Consider the following 18,702-nt stretch of genomic DNA (forward strand, 5'->3'; position numbering starts at 1 on the left):
GGGAGGTTGGTTGTTCTGCTTACCCACTATTGTGAATAATGAGCACTGTTACATCATTAACGACTGTAGTGACTCATGGCTACTGAAGCGTTTAGTAAAAAAATCTAAAAACACGCTAATGTTCGTCGCCAACTGACGTCTGCTCGAATAGACCCCGTACACTTTAAAGGGCTCGATGGGCCAGTCTTGCAAAAGTGGTACTAGGCTGCCGCTGGCTAACTCGGTTTTACACACAGAATTAGATAGCATGGCAATGCCAAAATCATCTAATACTAGCTGTTTGACCATAATGGCACTGTTAACTCTGACTTTTCGTTTAAAGTTGACCATGGTCTTACGTTGGCCTTTACCTAGCGGCCAAATAGGGGCTGAGCGCGAAGTACCAAGTAAAATACCGTGATGTTCGCTCAGTTCCTGTGGTGTAGCGGGGGTGCCTTTGGCTTTTAAATATGCTGGACTAGCCACTAATATAGGTTGGCGCTCTAGCAGTAAACGCGCCACCAAGTCAGAGGATTGCAGCGGACCATATTTGATGGCGATGTCGTAGCCTTCGCCGACTAAGCCAACATCATTATCGGTAAATTGAACGTCGAGTGCCACGTTGGGATATAAGCGCATAAAGCTACTGCATAAGTTGGCTATGAGCTCTTGGCTAAATGAAACCGGAATGGCTACGCGTAGCGAACCAGATACATCATTATGAGTATTTTCAATGGTTGCCTTGGCAGCTTCGACTTCATCGTTAATACTACTGCAGTGTTGATAAAATAATGCACCCACTTGAGTCAGGCTTAAATTACGCGTATCTCGCTGCAATAAACGTACGCCTAGCTGCTCTTCGAGTTGGGCGACTTTACGACTTATTGTGGATTTTGGCATGCCGATATCACGGGCCGCCTGAGAGAAGCTCTTAGCTCTCACTACCGCTGCGAATAGCATCATACCGTTCAAATCTGGCATTATTTTATCACTGTCTCAAAAATGGAACATAGCGTCTAAGTCAGTTTAATAGCATTTGACCCTATAACAAAGCTATATTTATGGGCTAAAAATTTTAGAGGCTAAAGCAGAGGATCAATTGATGACCAGCACCAATCAGCCCACAAATACGACTCAGGTTCAAACTGCCGATCCGCTTTTTCTTCAAGCAGAGCATTTGGCACAAGATTTTTCTCTGTTTCCAAAACACAGTAAGCAGAGTCTGTCAGAGCAGATTAACGGTTTATTAAGTGAAGAGACTATTCAGTCTAATCTTAAGGAATTGGAACAGTTAGACGTAGACGGTTACGTTGCTAAAGTGATTCAACCCACCTTAGATAAAAACCGCCTTGGCGCTAAGCGCGTTATTGCCGATCTCAAAGGCAAGTTGATCACCGATAAACACTTAGGCCCATTTTACAGTGCTGAGGTTGAGCTCAATTTTGGTACTCGCACTCGCCGTATCGGTTTTATTGCCCAAGAGCGCACCACCAGTAATGGTGCATGGATGCCAGAGCATCATTTAGCGGCTTGTGCGGCCATTCGCCACTTTGCTGAATTGTCTATGCCTATCGTTTACCTTATTGACACCCCTGGTGCCGATGCAGGTGAAGTGGCTAACAGTCAAAACCAAGCACATACGATTTCTAAAGCCATTGCCGAGAGTGCCAACGTCGATGTTCCGACGGTAGGTATCGTGATTGGTGCTGGCTATTCTGGTGGCGCAATCCCGTTAGCAGCGGCCAACATTTTGTTGTCACTGCGTGATGGTATTTTTAACACCATTCAGCCTCAAGGTTTGCAAAGCATTGCGCGTAAGTACAACTTGTCATGGCAAGAGTGTGCTAAGTCGGTAGGCGTATCGCCAGAAGAGCTTTACACCTCGGGTTGTATTGATGGCATTATCGATTTTTCACCGTCAGATAAAGATGAGCGTCAGCATAATCTTCGCCGTGCGATCATTAGCAGTATAGAAGCGGTTGAGAATGCCGCGGTGCAGTTTGTTCGCGAGTCGAAAGATTTACGTGAGCATTATGACCGCAGCTTAAATCGTTTCCTGAGTCCGTCAAAGAATCTCTCTGCGTTAGAAGAGCAGGCAGGATTATCGGTTGCTGATAACCCAACGATGCACCTCAATTTATTCGGTAGTTCATACCGTTACCTGCGTTACTTAACCTTACGTAGTCGTATTCATTCGATTTCTCAAGAGCAGTATGGCCGCTTATCCAAGGTGAGCGTACCTGAGGGCGATCTGCTGGCGCGTATTCAGCAGGAGCAAGATAAGGTGTTCCAGTCTTGGTTATCTAGCCCAGATAAACTGGTTTACGACGAAGAGCTCAATAAGCTATGGGGTAACTTTACTGCCAAGCGTGATGATGTGTCTACCGAACGTAACATGCTGACGCGGTTTATTTTAGGTGAGCCTAAAGAGAATTATAAAAAGGCGCGTAAAGCACTGTTATTCAATATCGGTTGGTCGCTATACCATCGCTGGAAAGGCAACGCCGAAAACAACTTCAAAGGCTTAATCCAATATCTAGAAAGCTTGCCTGATGAAGTGACGCAAGCTGACTGGCCAGAGCTTAATCAGCTGACGGTTCTGGATGTGATCGTCCATGACGAGCTACGCGAAGATTTTATTTGGCAATGCTATAACATCTTAATTTTCAATGCGCTGTATGACAACGTGGTGGGCAACTTAGCTTCAATCGCAAAAGAAGCCATGATGACGAAGAGTTTATCGCGCGCCTCTGTCGACAGCCTGCTGCATGACTCAATCGATCGCGCTATCTCTAAACAAGATACCGCTAACGATAAGAACAAGTTCTATAAGTGGCTGAAGTACTTTATGTCGCAGTCAAACCGTGCCGATCTACTGACTAAAACTGAGCAGTGGAAGAGCGTAGGTTTTCCGCAACTTAACGACAGTCTATTTGTTATTTTGACCTATTTCTTCGAGCGTCTACTGCCTGAGTATTTTGCCAGCGAAGAGAAGAGCAGCGACTACACTGGTGCCATTAACCCTGTGCGTATTGGTCGTCGTAAAGACTTCTGGAACCGCTTGACCATGGGTTATCAAGATCTGCTTATCCAGAAAGTGCTTCGCGATGAGAAGCGCAAGGGTAAGATGACTTGGGAAAATGTCATTGCTAAATTCTTCAGTGATTTTGATGAGTTAAACGGCGACAAAATGTCGGCTAACCTGCTTAATTTCCCAGGTTTCCGTTTATCGATTGAAGATGCACTCGATAAAGGCATTCGTCCATGCGGTTTGATCACTGGTACCGCAAATGTTGAGTACAAGGGACAAACCATTCGCGCAGGTGTTGCGGTATCCAATACAGCATTCCAAGCGGGTGCGTTCGATATGGCCAGCGCCGAGAAATTCAGTGCCTTGTTGATTGAATGTGCTAAACGCAGACTGCCGGTTATCTGTTTCATCAGTTCAGGTGGTATGCAGACCAAAGAAGGGGCGGCGGCGCTGTTCTCTATGGCTGTGGTAAACGACCGTATTACCCGTTTTATTCGTGATAATGAACTGCCAGTGTTGATGTTTGGTTTCGGTGACTGTACCGGTGGGGCTCAGGCCAGTTTTGTGACCCATCCTTTGGTGCAAACATATTACCTGTCGGGCACCAATATGCCGTTTGCAGGTCAGATGGTGGTACCCGCTTACTTACCATCAACCTCGACACTGTCGAACTACCTGTCTAAGGTTCCGGGCGCAATGAACGCCTTGGTCACTAACCCATTTAGCGACACTATAGATGAGCAGCTAATTGGTATCGATCCATTAATGCCTAAGCCGACGGCTAAGATTGAAGATGTTATCGGTAATGCTATTTCAACGTTAGTGCCTGAAATGCAAGTGGCCGAGGAAGAGATTGTACAAGACGACCCTCGTAAGTTGATGAAGCCTATTGAAAAAGTACTGGTGCATGCGCGTGGTTGTACCGCGGTTAAGCTTATCCGTAAGGCCCATGACAACAACATCAGCGTAGTCTTGGTGGCGTCAGATCCCGATATGACCTCGGTACCGGCCGACATGCTTGATGAAAATGATAAGCTGGTCTGTATCGGTGGTAACACTTCAGATGAAAGTTACCTTAACGCCTATTCAGTGCTGAAAGTGGCTGAATATGAAAAAGTGGATGCGCTGCACCCTGGTATTGGCTTCCTGTCTGAAAGCCCACAGTTTGCTGCATTATGTGTCAACAATGGGATCAACTTTATTGGTCCTAGCGTACACAGCATGACGACCATGGGTAACAAGTCGAACGCGATCAAAACCTCGCAGTCGCAAAATGTCCCCGTGGTACCTGGTAGTCACGGTATCTTGACCAACGCAGAGCAAGCGGTCAATGTGGCCAGCGAAATTGGTTACCCAGTGCTGCTCAAAGCGGTACAAGGTGGTGGCGGTAAGGGTATTCAAGTTGTTGAACGCCCAGAAGATATGATTTCTCTATTCCAAAAGACCTCTACCGAAGCGGCGGCGGCATTTGGTAATGGTGATCTTTACCTAGAGAAATACGTCACCTCTTTGCGTCATATTGAAGTGCAGTTACTGCGTGATCAATTTGGTAACACTAAGGTACTAGGTCTACGTGATTGTTCGGTACAACGTAACAACCAGAAAGTGATTGAAGAGTCTGGCTCAACCATGTTGCCAGATGAGCTTAAGCAAAAGGTGATGGAATACACCCGTGCATTAGGCGATGCCACCGATTACATGGGCGCAGGTACGGTAGAGTTTATCTACAACCTCGATACCAATGAAGTCTACTTCATGGAGATGAATACTCGCCTACAGGTTGAGCATCCTGTCACCGAAGCAACCTCTGGTATTGATATTGTCAGCGCCGGTTTCGACATTGCCGCTGGTCGCTCTATTGAGCACCTTGAGCCACAAGAGATTGGTTATGCCATCGAAGTGCGTGTCACTGCCGAGAAAGCGGCATTAGACAGCAATGGCATATTGCAGTTATTACCGCATCCAGGGGTTATCACTGAATATGCGATGCCAGAGCGCGATGATATCGAGATCATCTCGATTGCCGGCGAAGGCAAAGAGGTATCACCATACTATGACAGCTTGATCGCCCAAATCATCTGCCGTGGTGAGTCGCGCGAAGATGTGATCAACAAGCTGCATGACTATCTTGCCAACGAAGTGGTCATTAAAGGTATTGCGACCAATATTCCGTTGCTCACACGTATCTTAAAAGATGGTACCTTCAACGAAGGCGTGTATGACACTAACTATCTACCACGCTTCATGGCTGAGCTGGATATTCCTGAGCTGATTGCCGAAATGGAAGCGGCGGCGGAAACCGTTGGCGTCGATACCGAATCGCTACGAGTTGGTGAGAGTAATGAGCTGAAAGTGCTGGCGCAAGGCGCTGGTATCTTCTATACCTCGCCAGCACCGGGTGAAGCTGATTTCGTCAAAGAGGGTGACATTGTCACTGTCGATCAGACGCTTGCGTTAACCGAAGCGATGAAGATGTTCTCACAGGTGACCCTAGCAGGCTTTAACCGCCAAGGCGCCGTGTTGTACCCAGAAGATAAGCAATATCGCATTGAGCGTATTCTTAACAGCAACGGGCAGCAGGTCTCACAAGGCGAACTCCTGTTTGTGGTATCACCCGTTAACTGATGCCATCGAGAGCCACCTAAGCTAATAAAAATACCCATCGCTTGATGGGTATTTTTTTATCTGTTTTTTGTTGCGCTTCACTGGGGATCTGTGGGCTTAGTTAATGTTGCCGAAGGGGGCGTTTGCAGTGCCCATTTGAGTAATAAGGGGCCGGCAATGGTGGTAATGGCGATCACCAATACTAATTCGGTAAAAAGCTTTGCGCTGATGATGTTCATCTGAAGCCCCATTTCGGCAAACACCAGTCCCACTTCTCCCCGTGGCACCATGGCGCAGCCAACAATCAATTTAGAACGCGTAGGGCCATTGATGAAGGCTCCGGCTGCAACTTTTGCCACAATGGCCAAAAGTGACAGCGCAATCAGAATTAACATACCGCTGACGCTGCTATCGATTTGGCTTAAGTCGAGACTGATCCCCACATAGACAAAGAAGATAGGCGCAAACACATCGACTAAGGGTTTCGATGCTACCTCCATCTTATGGGTAAACGGGAAGGGGTTTTTAAAATAACGGTGCAGTGGCGACACAAATTGACGGCTTAATGCCAAGCCAACGGCGAACCCGCCGAGCAGCGCAGGCGCGCCAAACGCATGGGCTATCCAGGCAAATAAACAGATAAGGCTTAAGGTAATAATCGCTTCATAGCCGCTGTGTTGGTCGGTGGGTCTTATAGCCCTGAACAGGTACAATAGTCCGCGCGCCAGTGGGGGCGCTAACAGTAAAAAACCGACGACTTTAATAATAAGCAGCAAGGTTGCCGATATGCTGAGTTCGCCAGAGGTGGCGAAGTTAAATAGCACGCTGAGTAAAATCACCCCGGCGATATCATCGATAACCGCCGCCCCCAAAATAATATGTCCCTCGCGGGTTTGAGCCTGTTTGGCCTGCGCAAGTACTCGCACCGAAATACCAATACTGGTCGCTGTGAGGGCGCAGCCTAAGTAAATGGCGGTAAAACTGGGTTGATTAAGCCAGAGTACGGCACAGACTCCAACAACTACCGCTGGTAGTATGATACCGATTAAGGCGACGCCAATGGCGCTGCCGCCGGCTTGATAAAGGTGTTTTATCGAGGTTTCGCAGCCGATAGAAAATAGCAGCAGTATCACCCCCAGCTCAGCCATTATCGCCAAGGTGTCGTGGGGGGAGACCCAGTTAAGCAGGGTTGGACCGATTAAGATGCCGGCCAGCATTTCACCCACCACAGCAGGCAGTTGCAAGCGCTTAAACAGTTCGCCCAGTAGGCGGCCACAGAGCAAGATTAAGCAGAGTGACAGCACAAAGCTATCTATGGCCATATTGGCCTCCTGCCGCAATGGTGTATATGATAGTGAGCTTGGTCAATTTCATGACCAAGATCAAGGCATAAGTCACAAACCGTGACTAAGCTCAACTTAAGGTTTAGCGGTAGGAGAAAACCATGGATAAGGTGTTTATCATTTCGCAAAAAGAGCAGCAACAAGCCGATGCAATTGCCACTGGAGTGGAGCTTGCAAGGGCCTTGGACAAAACGGCTGAAGTGTTTGCTTATAGTTATGAGTCTTTTAGTGGCAAAGAACACTATAACCCCCGTCTTGCTGCTGTAGCTAAGCTACACATTATGCAGCAGCGTAATAGTGAAATTGAAGCGCAGCTGCAATCGCTTAAGGTGGACGATGTCCCCGTTAATACTGTGTGGACTAAAGATCTTTTCGAACATGCTTGTCATCATTCTATTCGCCATGGCTTTGATTTAATGATTAAAGCGGTGCATGATGCCGACCACTACTTACCCGTTGATTGGCACCTGATCCGCCACGTTAAAATTCCGCTGATGTTACTGACCGATAACCCAATTAATCGCGCCAATAGCGTGCTGATGGCCGTCGATTTAGGTAGCGATAAAGCCATAAAACAGCAGCTTAACCATAGTGTGATAGCTCATGCTCGCCAACTTGCCAAGGCCACGGGCTGCGCCTTGCATCTTGCCTATGTGGTACGTGTGCCTAAGATCCTCAGAGATATGGATCTCATCAATACCCGCACCCTGATTAAAGAGGCTCATCAGCGTTATCAATCGCAGATCGATGAGCTTGGCTTGCCGCAGGATAATATTCATATTTTAGCGGGCGAGCCCGATCTCTGTTTATATGAACTTGCCTGTCGTTTGCGGGCTCGTTATGTGGTGCTCGGCGCTCGTCAGCGCCGCGGTCTGCTTGGCTATGTTATCGGTAATACCGCTGAAGCCATGCTAAGTCGTATCCGCAGTAATGTGTTGGTTATCCCAGCTGACGACCAGTTACTGGCGTCGCCTGTTTAACGCTTATTGTATTGGTAATGGTTGATGTTGGCGCCGCCAGTGGCGTTTATGCCATTCATCTATTAGTAATAATGTGAGCGCAGTGGTTAATAGTATTAACCACTGCGCTAAGCTGATGGGACTGACGCCAAGCGCTTGGCTGATACCGGGTAAATAGCCAGCGCTAATATGAATGCTTTGGGCTATCACAATCCCCAGTAACAGCAGTGGGTTACTTAGCCAAGGCATGGCAAATAGCGAACGACGCTCCGAGCGACTGTTAAGGGCGTGCACATTTTCAAATAAGACCATCAACATTAAGGTTAGATTACGTGCAGCTTCTTCGCTGGCGCCCATTTTTAGGTTTAAGGCAAACAAGCCAAAAGCGATCGTCCCCATCCACAAGGCACTTACTAATACGCGCTCTAGCATAAGGCGATCGAATATCGGCTCAGTGGGTTTTCTTGGCGGCTGTTCTATCTCATGCCCTTCGGCGGGCTCAAAGGCCAGCGCCACATCTTGCACGCCGTTGGTGACCAAGTTGAGCCATAAAATTTGCAGTGGAAACAGTGGGATGGGCAGGGCAAACAGAACGCTCAAAATAAAAAGCAGCAGCTCAGCAGCGCCGGTACTGATTAGCAGATAGATCACCTTGCGGATATTGTTGTAGACGATGCGCCCCTCAATAATCCCTTTGACTATTGAGCTAAATTTATCATCGGTTAACACTAAGTCGGCACTCTCACGCGCCACATCTGTGCCTTTACGCCCCATGGCAATGCCCACATGGGCATGTTTAAGCGCAGGGGCATCGTTAACGCCATCGCCTGTCATGGCGACAAATTCTCCTTGGCGAATCAGTGATTCGGTGATCTCCATCTTCTGTTTAGGCTGTACCCGAGCAAACACGCGGTGGCGAGCCACCAAGGCATCAAACTGAGCTATGCCAGCCTGCTGCGCCTGACTAAGCTGCTCCCCAGTGACAACGTTATCATCGCTATCTGACACCAGCTTAAGTTGATGGGATAGGGCAAGGGCGGTCACAGGGTGATCGCCGGTGATCATCGCCACCTTAATATGGGCTCGCTGACAAAGATCAACCGCCGCTATCGCATCATCCCTCAGCGGATCGCTCATGGCGACCAGCCCTAAAAATGACAGTTCAGTAAAGGGGTGGCCAGGATGCTTGAGTTTGCCCGACGCCACAGCCAAAACCCGATAGCCATGTTGCGCCATATAGTGAGTTTGCTGATGGATCAGGGCAAGCTGCGTTTCGGTTAGGCTACACATGGTGAGCAGTTTCTCCACCGCGCCTTTCACCGACACTATCATCTCGCCCTCTATAAGATTAATGCTGGCGCTAAATTGGTTTTCAGACTCATAGGGAAACAGTTGCTCTTGTTGTGGTTGCAGCGAAGACGTCATAGGTAAATTGAGCTTATAGCCTAGGGCTAGAAATGCCAGATCGACCCCATCGCCATCGGCGTGCATGGTGTCATAGTCAAACTCAAGGTGGGCCTCGTTGGCTAAGATGCCGCTTAAACCAAGCTGGTACAGTTCAGGCGCGCCATCATGATCTATGGGGGCTGAGTCATCCTCCTTATGGATCAAGCCGCTGGGCGATAAGCCTGCGCCCGCTACGTGATATTTATCGCCATTGACTAGCCACACTTGGTTGATGGTCATCTCATTAACCGTCAATGTGCCAGTCTTGTCTGAGGCGATATAGGTGCACGAGCCTAAAGATTCGACCGCAACTAATTTACGCACAATGACATTGGCTTTCGACATGCGCTTCATGCCTATGGCCAAAGCCACAGTGATAGCGGCGGGCAGGCCTTCGGGGATCGCCGATACTGCCAGCGCTACCCCAAGCAGAAACACCTGCGACAAATCGGCGCCGCGTAGCAGGGTGAGGCCAAAAATAAGCGCAATAATTACCAAGGTGGCAGCAGCGATAATCAGGGTAAAGCGCTCAATACGCTGCATCAGTGGCGGTTTGGTGTGACCGCCGCTGTGAACCATATCGGCAATTTGGCCGATTTGGGTTTGCTGCCCAGTAGCAATGACTATGCCTTCGGCGCGGCCATGGGTGACTAAGGTGCCAGCAAAGGCTAAATCACTCTTGCTGATCGCCACCGACTCGCCAGTTAACGCCGACTCATCCACCTTAAATTGGTCTTGTTTCTCAATGCGAATATCGGCGCCAATGCGATCGCCATTACCAAGCATCACATAGTCTCCGGGGACTAAGCTGCTGCTGTTGATGGTCACAGGGTGGCCGTCGCGGTAGACACGGCTTTGCTGCGGCACCATATTTCCTAGGGCATCGGCCGCTTGCTGGGCTGAGTATTCTTGCACCGTCCCTATGATGGCGTTGAGCATCAGCACGGCAAAAATAAAGATGGCATTAATGAATTGGCTTAACAGTAAGCACACTAAAAAAGCCGCCAATAACACATAGATAAAGGCGCTCTTAAACTGGGTTACAAACAGTTGTAAAAAGCTTAATTTGGGCGGTTTAGGCAGGCAGTTTTCACCGAATTCTTGTAAGAGTGTCTGTGCTTGCTGACTGGTGAGTCCGCGCAGTGCCACTGCAGATCCTTAAGTTAAGGGTGGGGGGGATATGCTTGATCTATAGCTGATCTTTATCCGCTTTGCTGGGAATTGCTTTGCTAGTTGATGGAGATCAATGGTCAATATGCCGCCGCCAAGCTTAGCGGCAGTCAGTTGTGGTGTAACGAGCGGTGCGGTATCGAGTGGTGAGGTAAGTGATGGCTCCAGAGAATAGGCATCAGTTTAGTTATCAATATGATGCCTAGGTCATGTTTAGTTAAGCAGCGGATGATCTTCAGGCAGCTGACGACTGATCCATAAGATCAATTTGTGTTTCATATTAGGGCCATCTTCTTTGTCTGTGGCCAAGGGCTGGATCAGTTTATCTTGCACTAACAGTCGGTAGATACATTCGACTTTATCTTTAGGTGAGATGCCTTTGCCGAAATCGGCAAACCCGCGTTTTTTTGCGTAACCTACGCCAATATCCATGGCGAGTTTTAACAGTTGTGCGTCGTGCTTACCTTGTTTCATAAAAGGCTCCATCAAAGCTGATAACCACAAGCTACCCTAAATCACATCAATAACAAAATAGCTAAGCCCCATTTTTGAATAACAAGGGCAATTTGTGTTTAAGTGGACAATCAACTGGTTACTCTTACAGCAATCAGCAATAAAAAACGGCACCAACATCATAGGAGGTTAACGCGCATGATAGAGATTAACGGAGTGGATCATGTGGTTTTTCGTACCACCAAGCTTGAGGCTATGCTGCATTTTTATACCCAGGTACTTGGCTGTCATCTGGAGCGGCAGCTAGTAAAAGAGGGCTTAACTCAACTGCGCGCAGGCACTGCCCTCATTGATATTGTCACCTGCGATAGTGAACTCGGCCGCCTCGGTGGCAAGGCACCGCAGCAAGATGGCCGTAATGTCGACCATGTATGCCTGCTCATCACCTCAATGGATGAGCAGGCATTACTGGATTATCTCGCAGAATTTGGTATCACCACCGAGGGATTCGCCAAGCGTTATGGGGCCCAAGGTTTCGGACGCTCGGTTTATATCAACGACCCAGAGGGGAATGCGATCGAACTAAAGTTTTCGAATTAGTGCTGTCGAAAGGGCAGCTTACAGCATTTTGCCTTTGGCTTAGTGTGTGTTGGGAAGTGCGTTGTGAACCATAGCTTCATGGTTTATCAATTGCCTTCGAATGAAGGTGTTGGCATTTTTGGCTTGTAGCATTTGGCTGAATTTAGTGTTGGTAGAGTGTCTTTGAAATTTGTATCTTCACTGTAACTAATCGCCTATCCGGCGAGGATTGTGCAGATACTGCTGCTACACGGAGAGCTTGGCAACAGCCATATGCTTGCGAACGAGAGACAGGGATTGTCGAACTGGCTTTTAGATAGGGATATCGTTGTGAGCCATCCGTGGAGGCTCGACGATGGCATCCCTGCCATCAACGTCCGCAGCCGCATCTGCACCGAGTTATCACTCTCTTCGATTTGACCTTTCGGGATTAATCGGCCAATCAAAAGTTAAATCGTTTTTGGACCAAAGTATCTTGGCCTTCGAATGAAGGTTGAGGCATTTTTGGCTTGTAGCATTTAGTCGAGTTTGTTTTTATTGATTGATGGTAGCGTTAACCTTCATCATTTTGAATTGCTTGCCGCAGGCCTTTCGTGCAGGTGCTTCTTCGGCATCGCTGTAAACCCATCCCTGGGCGCTCTGCGATTTCTGAATCGCCACTACTTCACTAGACGACTTTTAGCCTCATTAAAATATTGACGTTCATACTCTAACGGTGATAGCCCATTATTGGAACTATGTTGTCGTTTCGGGTTGTAAAACATCTCAATATAATTAAATATATCCATCTTAGCATCATCCCTTGTAGCATAGATTTTTCGCTTAATCCGTTCTCGTTTCAGTAGTTGAAAAAAGCTCTCCGCCACTGCATTATCATGGCAGTTGCCTCGACGACTCATGCTACCTTCCAAACCATGAGCACTCAGAAATTCACTCCAATCATGACTCGTGTACTGGCTTCCTTGATCTGAATGCACTAAGACTCTTTCATCTGGCTTACGACGCCACACCGCCATCAGTAAGGCATCTAACGCAAGCTCTTTGGTGATCCGACTACCCATTGACCAACCAATGATGCGACGTGAAAACAAGTCCATCACCGCGCCAAGATAGAGCCAACCTTCATGTGTTTTGATGTACGTAATATCCGTTACCCAGGCTTTATTGGGCGCTAGTGGGTTAAATTGCCGCTCTAAGCGATTTGGTGTCACCACATGTTGATCACCGCCAGGAGCTCTAGGTTTACGATAACCAACTTGTGCTCGCAGTCCCGCTTGTTTCATCAGACGATGTACACGATTAATACCACACTGTTCACCAAGGTCACGTAGATCCCGATGGAGTTTACGGTACCCATAAACACCACCCGATTCTAGCCAACACTGTTTGAGTTGACCTGTGAGCCGTTCATTATCGCGTTGCCGATTCGATTTGTTGCAGCTTCTCCACGCGTAATACCCACTTGGATGAACATCAAACAGCTGACAAAGTTGCCGCACAGAATGGCTGTGGTGATGCTCTCGGATAAAGGCGTATCTTACTCGGGGTGGCTTGCGAAGTACGCCGCGGCTTTTTTTAACAAGTCACGTTCTTCAGTAACTCGTTTAAGCTCTTTCTGTAATCGTTTGATCTCAGCAGACTCTGCAGACTTCTGCTGGTGCTCCTCAGAGTCAGGGCCGTAGCGTTTAATCCAAGCATAAAGACTATGAGTGGTAGTCCCTAAACGCTGAGCAACGTCAGCAACGGAATGACCGGCAACAGTAACTTGTTTAACCGCTTCGATTTTGAATTTTTCGGGGTAACGTTTATTGTTCATGAACACCTCTTTTTCGCTAGTTTATCTAACTAAAAGGTGTCTAGGAAATCAGTGGCGATTCATAGAGTGTCTTTGAAATTTGTATCTTCACTGTTATCAATCGCCTGTCCGGCAGGGAGTGTGCAGATACTGCTGCTACACGCCGTGAATCCATCCGTGGAGGCTCGACGATGGCATCCCTGCCATCAACGTCCGCAGCCGCATCTACACTGGGTTATTCTGTCTCTTCGATTTTGCTTCATTTCGTGCGAGTAGCTAGTTAAAAAGCTAACTCGGTTTTGGACAAAAACGTTTTAGAAGCTTTGCTTTATTTAGCAAAAAAGATATTAGGAAAAGTATGGTTACAATACCTTCTTAAGGTGTAACTCACGCAATACGCCTTAATCACTAAAACCAACGCATAGTAAAGATGCCACGCGTGCCAAATAACTCTAAACAATTTGTTAAAATTCAAGTTATATCAATCTTTGCATTAACGACATTGTAGATAACCTATAAAAATCCGCGGCTGACTCAATGACTTTCATTTCATCTAAGGGTATTTCTAAATCATCTACTGACTTGGGATGTGTTAGTCGATGTCTGATACTGACAGCTTCCTGAAAAGTGTTCCATTCATTGCCGATAGTATTCAGCGGGTTATCAATATCTCGAGCTTTCGACGGAACTGAAAAAGACAGTTTAATGCTATCGAGAATAGAGGACTTTAGAACGATTTTGTTACCGTCTTCACCAAACTTATAACCGCGAAGTTGGTTTACTTGCTTCTGATTTAAGGCAAAATGGCCCATTTCGTGGCAATCGAGCCACAACTTATTTAGTCTAAATGTATTGCCATCTATGAAAGAAAATACCGCTTTAACATAGGCTCTTCTCGTGTATGGAGTGCATTTATTACCCCAAATTTCAGCTGCTTCACTACAGTCACAGACTAAAACATCAAAAAATTCCGAGTAATATTTAATATCCATGCATTCCTCATCTGGAGAATTGATGCTTAACCCCGCATTAAGCGGAACTAAAACAGTGGATTAGAATGTGTAGCGAGTAAGATTTTAACCCATTGTTTTAAATTTGTTTAAATGCCTTTCTATGTTTTTAGTCGAAGCTCTAAAAAACGCTTCATTAACTTCATATATTCAGAATGTTTTTGCTCAATTTCAACTTTGTCCGCAGATGATAGTTCATGCAAATACCCATTTCGAAGCTGTCTAGCACTCTTACTTCCTCTCTTTCCTGATCCCCCCTTATAAATCAAAAGTAGATCTTCCGTATTAAAGTGCAAATTGAAATGTGCGAGTGATTTAGAAAGGCTTTGAGTATTCAATTTAGTCTGCGATGGTTGTTTATCTGTTTGGTAATATTGCTGTAATTTGGTAGCAAAAACTTCACAGCGAAGGTATAAACCAATAAATTCACCGACCGCTCCTTGGCATGAAAACCCAGGATCATTTTTTGATACGCTATCTAACCCCAAATTTCTTCGGGTAATCAAAGCTAACTCTTGTTTGGTACTTCTTTTGATAATGACTACCTTTTTTGAGATAACATAACACCCAGCTAATAGTGACCGTATGTAGGCGCGTGATTTGCGCAGCAAATGGCATGACAGCTTAGGTGAGTCTGGATTTAGCAGCTAGTTATATGCCGTTTAACAATCATAATCTTCAGTCCAGCCTTCATGCACTTCATTAGCGCTATTAACCATATCTTCACACCCAGAAAAGTTATGAGTCCCTCCGGTATCGTCATGTTCAAAATTTGCACTTTCAGAATAATCATAACCCGAATGATTCCCGACAATATTTTCTGACTCTGAATCAAGGCGATCCGCATGAGAAACCTTTTCATTATCTTCATCAAACATATCTTGAATATCTGAATTTTTCATGAGTTCTCTGGCATATAACGCCCAAAACGTTAACGAGCCCAGCCCGCAGGACGATGTTGCCTTTGCTTATTAAGTTTTTATAATGAGGATTTATTTTTGCTTATTAGACCCCAAAGTTCTTTATTTTCTGGAGCTTCGAAACGCACTGAACCTGCACGAACTAGTATTTTTCTTAGCTCATTATCTTCGAAGCCGCCCAACCTCTTTTTAATTTCATCGAAAGATCGCTTAGTCCACTTATCGTTACTGAGAAGGTCCTTCGCAACTTTCTCGGCCATGAATTCAGTTTTCAATTCTTTCTTGAGCCGCTCTTCCTGAACTCGAAAAGTAATATATCCAGTTAAAGCTGCGACAATTACTGCTGTAAGGAATTCCCACATATCACTCTCCTTGAAACTTAACATTTGCATAGTGCGCATATTGGACAAAATGTGCATGGACATTTATTAAACCTATTATCTAAGCCGCATTTAAGTAAAGCTATTGATTAATAAGCACTCTATCAGAGTGGCGCAGAAAGAACGAGCACACTAGATCGAAAAAGTGTGCTCTGACACAAAGGCCTTGCTGAAGGCAAACAGTTAGTGCAGTTAATAGATTAGTGAATCTAGGGTAACTGACAGATTATTTACCTACACTACTTACCGAATTTAACTTGCTTTGGGGCAAAAGCTTCTTAGCCTTTAACTCACTGGTCGTATCAAATGAAGTCCAATCGAAGAAGCGTTAGAGATAGGTGTAAGCGCGGTTTTGGCCCTTGGCGGCATGGATGCCGCCGTGGAGCGTATAGGGATATATTCACAGCGAGCCAAAAGAGCGCTTGCACATAAAGCCTGCGGCAGGCTATTAATTGCCATTAAGGTTCGACCTTCAAACACTTTCAATAAATGAAAATACAGCCAGCCGCTACTCAAACAAATGTCATCGTTCTTCATTCCAAGACCAGCACACTTTGGGGCAAAAGCTTCTTAGCTTTTGATTCTGAGTTCACACCAAATACGGCTAAATCGAAGAGGCGTTAGGTAGAGGTGTAAGCGCGGTTTTGGCCTTCGAAATCATGGATGATTTCGCAGAGCCCACACGGACGTGCTTGAACAACGTCCATGCCTAAAAGCCAGTTCGGCATCCATGCCTCTCGTTCGTAAGCACGAAGCTATGCTTCACTCACCGAGCCAAAAGAGCGCTTGCACATTCCCCGCCGGACAGGCGATTAATAACAGTGAAGGTTCGACCTTCAAACACTTTGCCATTATTGCAAACACAATAAAAAACCACCTATTGCTAGGTGGTCTTTGCTTGTAACAATAGGCTAGTTTTCAATCCTGCTCGAAGCTCGCACGTTATTGGTTAGAAAAGTTATTCTCAACCAACTTCTGCTTGTTCTCCGCTTGCGGTACGTGGCACGTAGTACAGTTGAAATACTCATTGTTGAGCTGGCTATCGGCCTGCATATGCGAGTCATGAATTGGGGTTGCTTTCATGCGCACGGCTTTATCTGGGCTGTGGCAAGTCATGCAGCCGTTTTTCTTAATGGTAATTTGATAGTCGGCCTTATGGGGGATCAGCGGGGGCTGGTGGGCAAAGCTGCGGGCTATCGGCTCTCCCTTTTTAGGGTAAGTGGGCATCGCATCGGCAGCGCGTACCTCAGTGATCGCCGCGTGGCTGAGCGAGTTCACATTAACGGGCTCTGTTTTGGCTGGTGCGAGTTCAGCTGCGCTGGCATTGAGCGCCATGAGCGCGACTAAAGTGAGTGCTTTTTTCATTGGTTGTTCTCCGCCTTTAGGGCAATTCGATTTTGATACTGAAATACGCGTGGAGCACAGACATCGATGCAGCGACCACATAGAGTGCAGTCACTGTCGGTTATCATGGGATTTTTCCCTTTTAGTGCAGGTTTTAATACTTGGCGCTCGGGGCAAACCTCAAAACAGGCCATGCAGTTATCGCAGCTGCTGGCGTTGACAGCGCTGATTTTGATTGGGCTGGTTTTACCCAGTAGGGCAAACATCGCCCCGGTTGGGCAGAGGTGACCACACCAGGCTCGCTCGCAAATGAAGAGATCGAGCAAGAAGATGGCGGCTAATATCCACAAGCCACTCCCTGCGCCAAACAAGATGGCGCGATAGAGTATGGGCACCGGGTTTACCCATTCCCACACCGCAATACCGGTGAGCAGCGGCAGTATGAGTACCACGGCTAATAGGTAATAGCGTAAATGCCGTGGCATTTCGCTTGTGCGGGGTAAATGTAACTTACGCCTTAGCCAGCTGGCGGCATCAGTCACTAGGTTGACTGGACATACCCAGCTGCAAAATACCCGCCCACCAGCTAGCCAATAGAAGATGGCGATAACTGCGGCGCCAAGTAGCAAACTGAGCTCTGGCCAGTGGCCGCTCATTAGCACTTGCAGTGTCGCTAGTGGGTCGGCCAAGGGGACGGCACCTAACAACTCACTGCTAGACAGATTCCCCTTAAGCAGCCAGAAGCCAAACCAAGGACCAATCGCAAAGGCAAGCAGGACTACTAGCTGGCAAGCGCGGCGCAGCAATAGAAACTTGTGGGCGCGCCACCAGCCGAGTTGGTCAATCGCGGCTTGGTCAAAGCGCGTCTTGGCCGCTTTGTTTGTGGTATGACCCATGTTGTTATGCGTCATGGTGTGAGCCCCTTGTTTAACATCTCAAGCGTGGTCTCTTCGGTGTTGATATAGGTATCGTGTGTGGCGGTTTTCCCCTTGGCAATATGGGGCGGTAGCACTTTGATCGCCGCTTCTTGCAACACGCAAGCATGCTCACACTTACCACAGCCGGTGCAGCTGTCGCTGTTGACCGTGGGGATAAACAGGGCGTGATGGTCGCTACGTTGATTGTGCAGGCGCTCAAGGGTGATTGCTTCATCAATCAATGGGCAGACGCGATAACACACATCGCAGCGAAGCCCTTTAAAGTTGAGGCAATTTTCTTGGTCGATAAGCACCGCAACCCCCATTTTTGCTTGGGTGATATCCGTCAAGTTGTGATCCAGCGAGCCCGAGGGGCAGGCTTTGACACAGGGGATATCTTCACACATTTCGCAGGGGATCTTCCGCGCCGTAAAGTAAGGCGTCCCCGTCGGCGCACCCTCAAACCAGCGGGCCAGTTTAAGGGTGTCATACGGGCAAGCCTCAACACATAGACCGCAGCGCACACAGGCAGATAAGAAATCATCTTCTGCTAACGCGCCAGGGGGCCTTATTGCTAATGGGTCAAGGTGCGACGATTGCTTCGCCACGCCAGTGATCCCTAATCCCAATAATCCCATCGCACAGCCAGCCTTAGCCGAGGTGGCTAAAAACTGGCGGCGATTAACGCCTTTGGCTTGGGTGTGTCGATTGACCTTACTCATAGCGTACTGCTCAAACCTCTTTTAATGGTACAAACTCTTGGTGAAATAAA

General features: G+C 47.2%; 15 protein-coding genes. 3 read left to right on the forward strand and 12 right to left on the reverse strand.

Going from position 1 to position 18,702, the window contains the following annotated elements; all coding sequences use genetic code 11:
• Nucleotides 1-48: 48 nt before the first annotated feature.
• Nucleotides 49-960: a LysR family transcriptional regulator gene (locus AC0VXX_RS02690; protein WP_119977296.1), complete on the reverse strand. Its 912-nt coding sequence runs from the start codon at nt 958-960 to the stop codon at nt 49-51.
• A 121-nt stretch (nt 961-1,081) separates the two neighbouring features.
• On the opposite strand from AC0VXX_RS02690, the gene AC0VXX_RS02695 reads away from it, so the two are divergent.
• Nucleotides 1,082-5,635: an ATP-binding protein gene (locus AC0VXX_RS02695; protein ID WP_475515804.1), complete on the forward strand. Its 4,554-nt coding sequence runs from the start codon at nt 1,082-1,084 to the stop codon at nt 5,633-5,635.
• Nucleotides 5,636-5,712: 77 nt separating this feature from the next.
• Here the strand turns inward: AC0VXX_RS02695 and AC0VXX_RS02700 are convergent, their stop codons facing one another.
• Entirely contained in the window at nt 5,713-6,936 is a 1,224-nt protein-coding gene (locus tag AC0VXX_RS02700; RefSeq protein ID WP_475515805.1) for a cation:proton antiporter, read from the reverse strand.
• 122 nt (nt 6,937-7,058) lie between these two features.
• Here AC0VXX_RS02700 and AC0VXX_RS02705 point away from each other — a divergent pair, with 122 nt between their 5' ends.
• Nucleotides 7,059-7,937 (forward strand): universal stress protein, encoded by an 879-nt coding sequence (locus AC0VXX_RS02705; protein WP_475515806.1) that lies wholly within the window; start codon nt 7,059-7,061, stop codon nt 7,935-7,937.
• A 3-nt stretch (nt 7,938-7,940) separates the two neighbouring features.
• Here the strand turns inward: AC0VXX_RS02705 and AC0VXX_RS02710 are convergent, their stop codons facing one another.
• Both AC0VXX_RS02710 and AC0VXX_RS02715 read right to left on the reverse strand, forming a co-directional pair.
• Nucleotides 7,941-10,511: a cation-translocating P-type ATPase gene (locus tag AC0VXX_RS02710; RefSeq protein WP_475515807.1), complete on the reverse strand. Its 2,571-nt coding sequence runs from the start codon at nt 10,509-10,511 to the stop codon at nt 7,941-7,943.
• Between the two features lie 234 nt (nt 10,512-10,745).
• Nucleotides 10,746-11,006, reverse strand: coding sequence for a DUF5062 family protein (locus AC0VXX_RS02715; RefSeq protein WP_110455847.1), 261 nt, complete (start codon nt 11,004-11,006; stop codon nt 10,746-10,748).
• A 177-nt stretch (nt 11,007-11,183) separates the two neighbouring features.
• Between AC0VXX_RS02715 and AC0VXX_RS02720 the strand changes: the two genes are divergently transcribed.
• Nucleotides 11,184-11,585 (forward strand): VOC family protein, encoded by a 402-nt coding sequence (locus AC0VXX_RS02720; RefSeq protein WP_475515808.1) that lies wholly within the window; start codon nt 11,184-11,186, stop codon nt 11,583-11,585.
• Nucleotides 11,586-12,223: 638 nt separating this feature from the next.
• Here AC0VXX_RS02720 and AC0VXX_RS02725 read toward each other — a convergent pair.
• The 8 genes from AC0VXX_RS02725 to napG all read right to left on the reverse strand — a co-directional run bounded on the left by AC0VXX_RS02725 (nt 12,224) and on the right by napG (nt 18,652).
• Nucleotides 12,224-13,380, reverse strand: a protein-coding gene (locus AC0VXX_RS02725; protein WP_475515219.1) for an IS3 family transposase whose coding sequence is annotated in 2 segments (ribosomal slippage) — nt 12,224-13,143 and nt 13,143-13,380 — 1,158 coding nt in all. Because the reading frame shifts where the segments join, the coding sequence is not laid out codon by codon here.
• A gap of 455 nt (nt 13,381-13,835) precedes the next feature.
• Nucleotides 13,836-14,351 (reverse strand): hypothetical protein, encoded by a 516-nt coding sequence (locus AC0VXX_RS02730; RefSeq protein WP_475515809.1) that lies wholly within the window; start codon nt 14,349-14,351, stop codon nt 13,836-13,838.
• Between the two features lie 119 nt (nt 14,352-14,470).
• Complete coding sequence (locus AC0VXX_RS02735; protein WP_475515810.1) at nt 14,471-14,875, reverse strand: hypothetical protein; 405 nt, start codon at nt 14,873-14,875, stop codon at nt 14,471-14,473.
• Between the two features lie 156 nt (nt 14,876-15,031).
• Entirely contained in the window at nt 15,032-15,271 is a 240-nt protein-coding gene (locus tag AC0VXX_RS02740; RefSeq protein ID WP_475515811.1) for a hypothetical protein, read from the reverse strand.
• A 77-nt stretch (nt 15,272-15,348) separates the two neighbouring features.
• Nucleotides 15,349-15,651: a hypothetical protein gene (locus AC0VXX_RS02745; protein ID WP_475515812.1), complete on the reverse strand. Its 303-nt coding sequence runs from the start codon at nt 15,649-15,651 to the stop codon at nt 15,349-15,351.
• 960 nt (nt 15,652-16,611) lie between these two features.
• Nucleotides 16,612-17,034: a nitrate reductase cytochrome c-type subunit gene (locus AC0VXX_RS02750; protein ID WP_475515813.1), complete on the reverse strand. Its 423-nt coding sequence runs from the start codon at nt 17,032-17,034 to the stop codon at nt 16,612-16,614.
• Complete coding sequence (gene napH, locus AC0VXX_RS02755; RefSeq protein WP_110457128.1) at nt 17,031-17,924, reverse strand: quinol dehydrogenase ferredoxin subunit NapH; 894 nt, start codon at nt 17,922-17,924, stop codon at nt 17,031-17,033. The genes AC0VXX_RS02750 and napH overlap by 4 nt, the downstream gene beginning before the upstream one ends.
• A complete protein-coding gene (gene napG, locus AC0VXX_RS02760) occupies nt 17,921-18,652 on the reverse strand; it encodes a ferredoxin-type protein NapG (RefSeq protein ID WP_475515814.1) in 732 nt (243 codons plus the stop codon). The genes napH and napG overlap by 4 nt, the downstream gene beginning before the upstream one ends.
• Nucleotides 18,653-18,702 lie beyond the last annotated feature (50 nt).

It is taken from the genome of Shewanella sp. QJM3NY_23 (assembly GCF_056173105.1).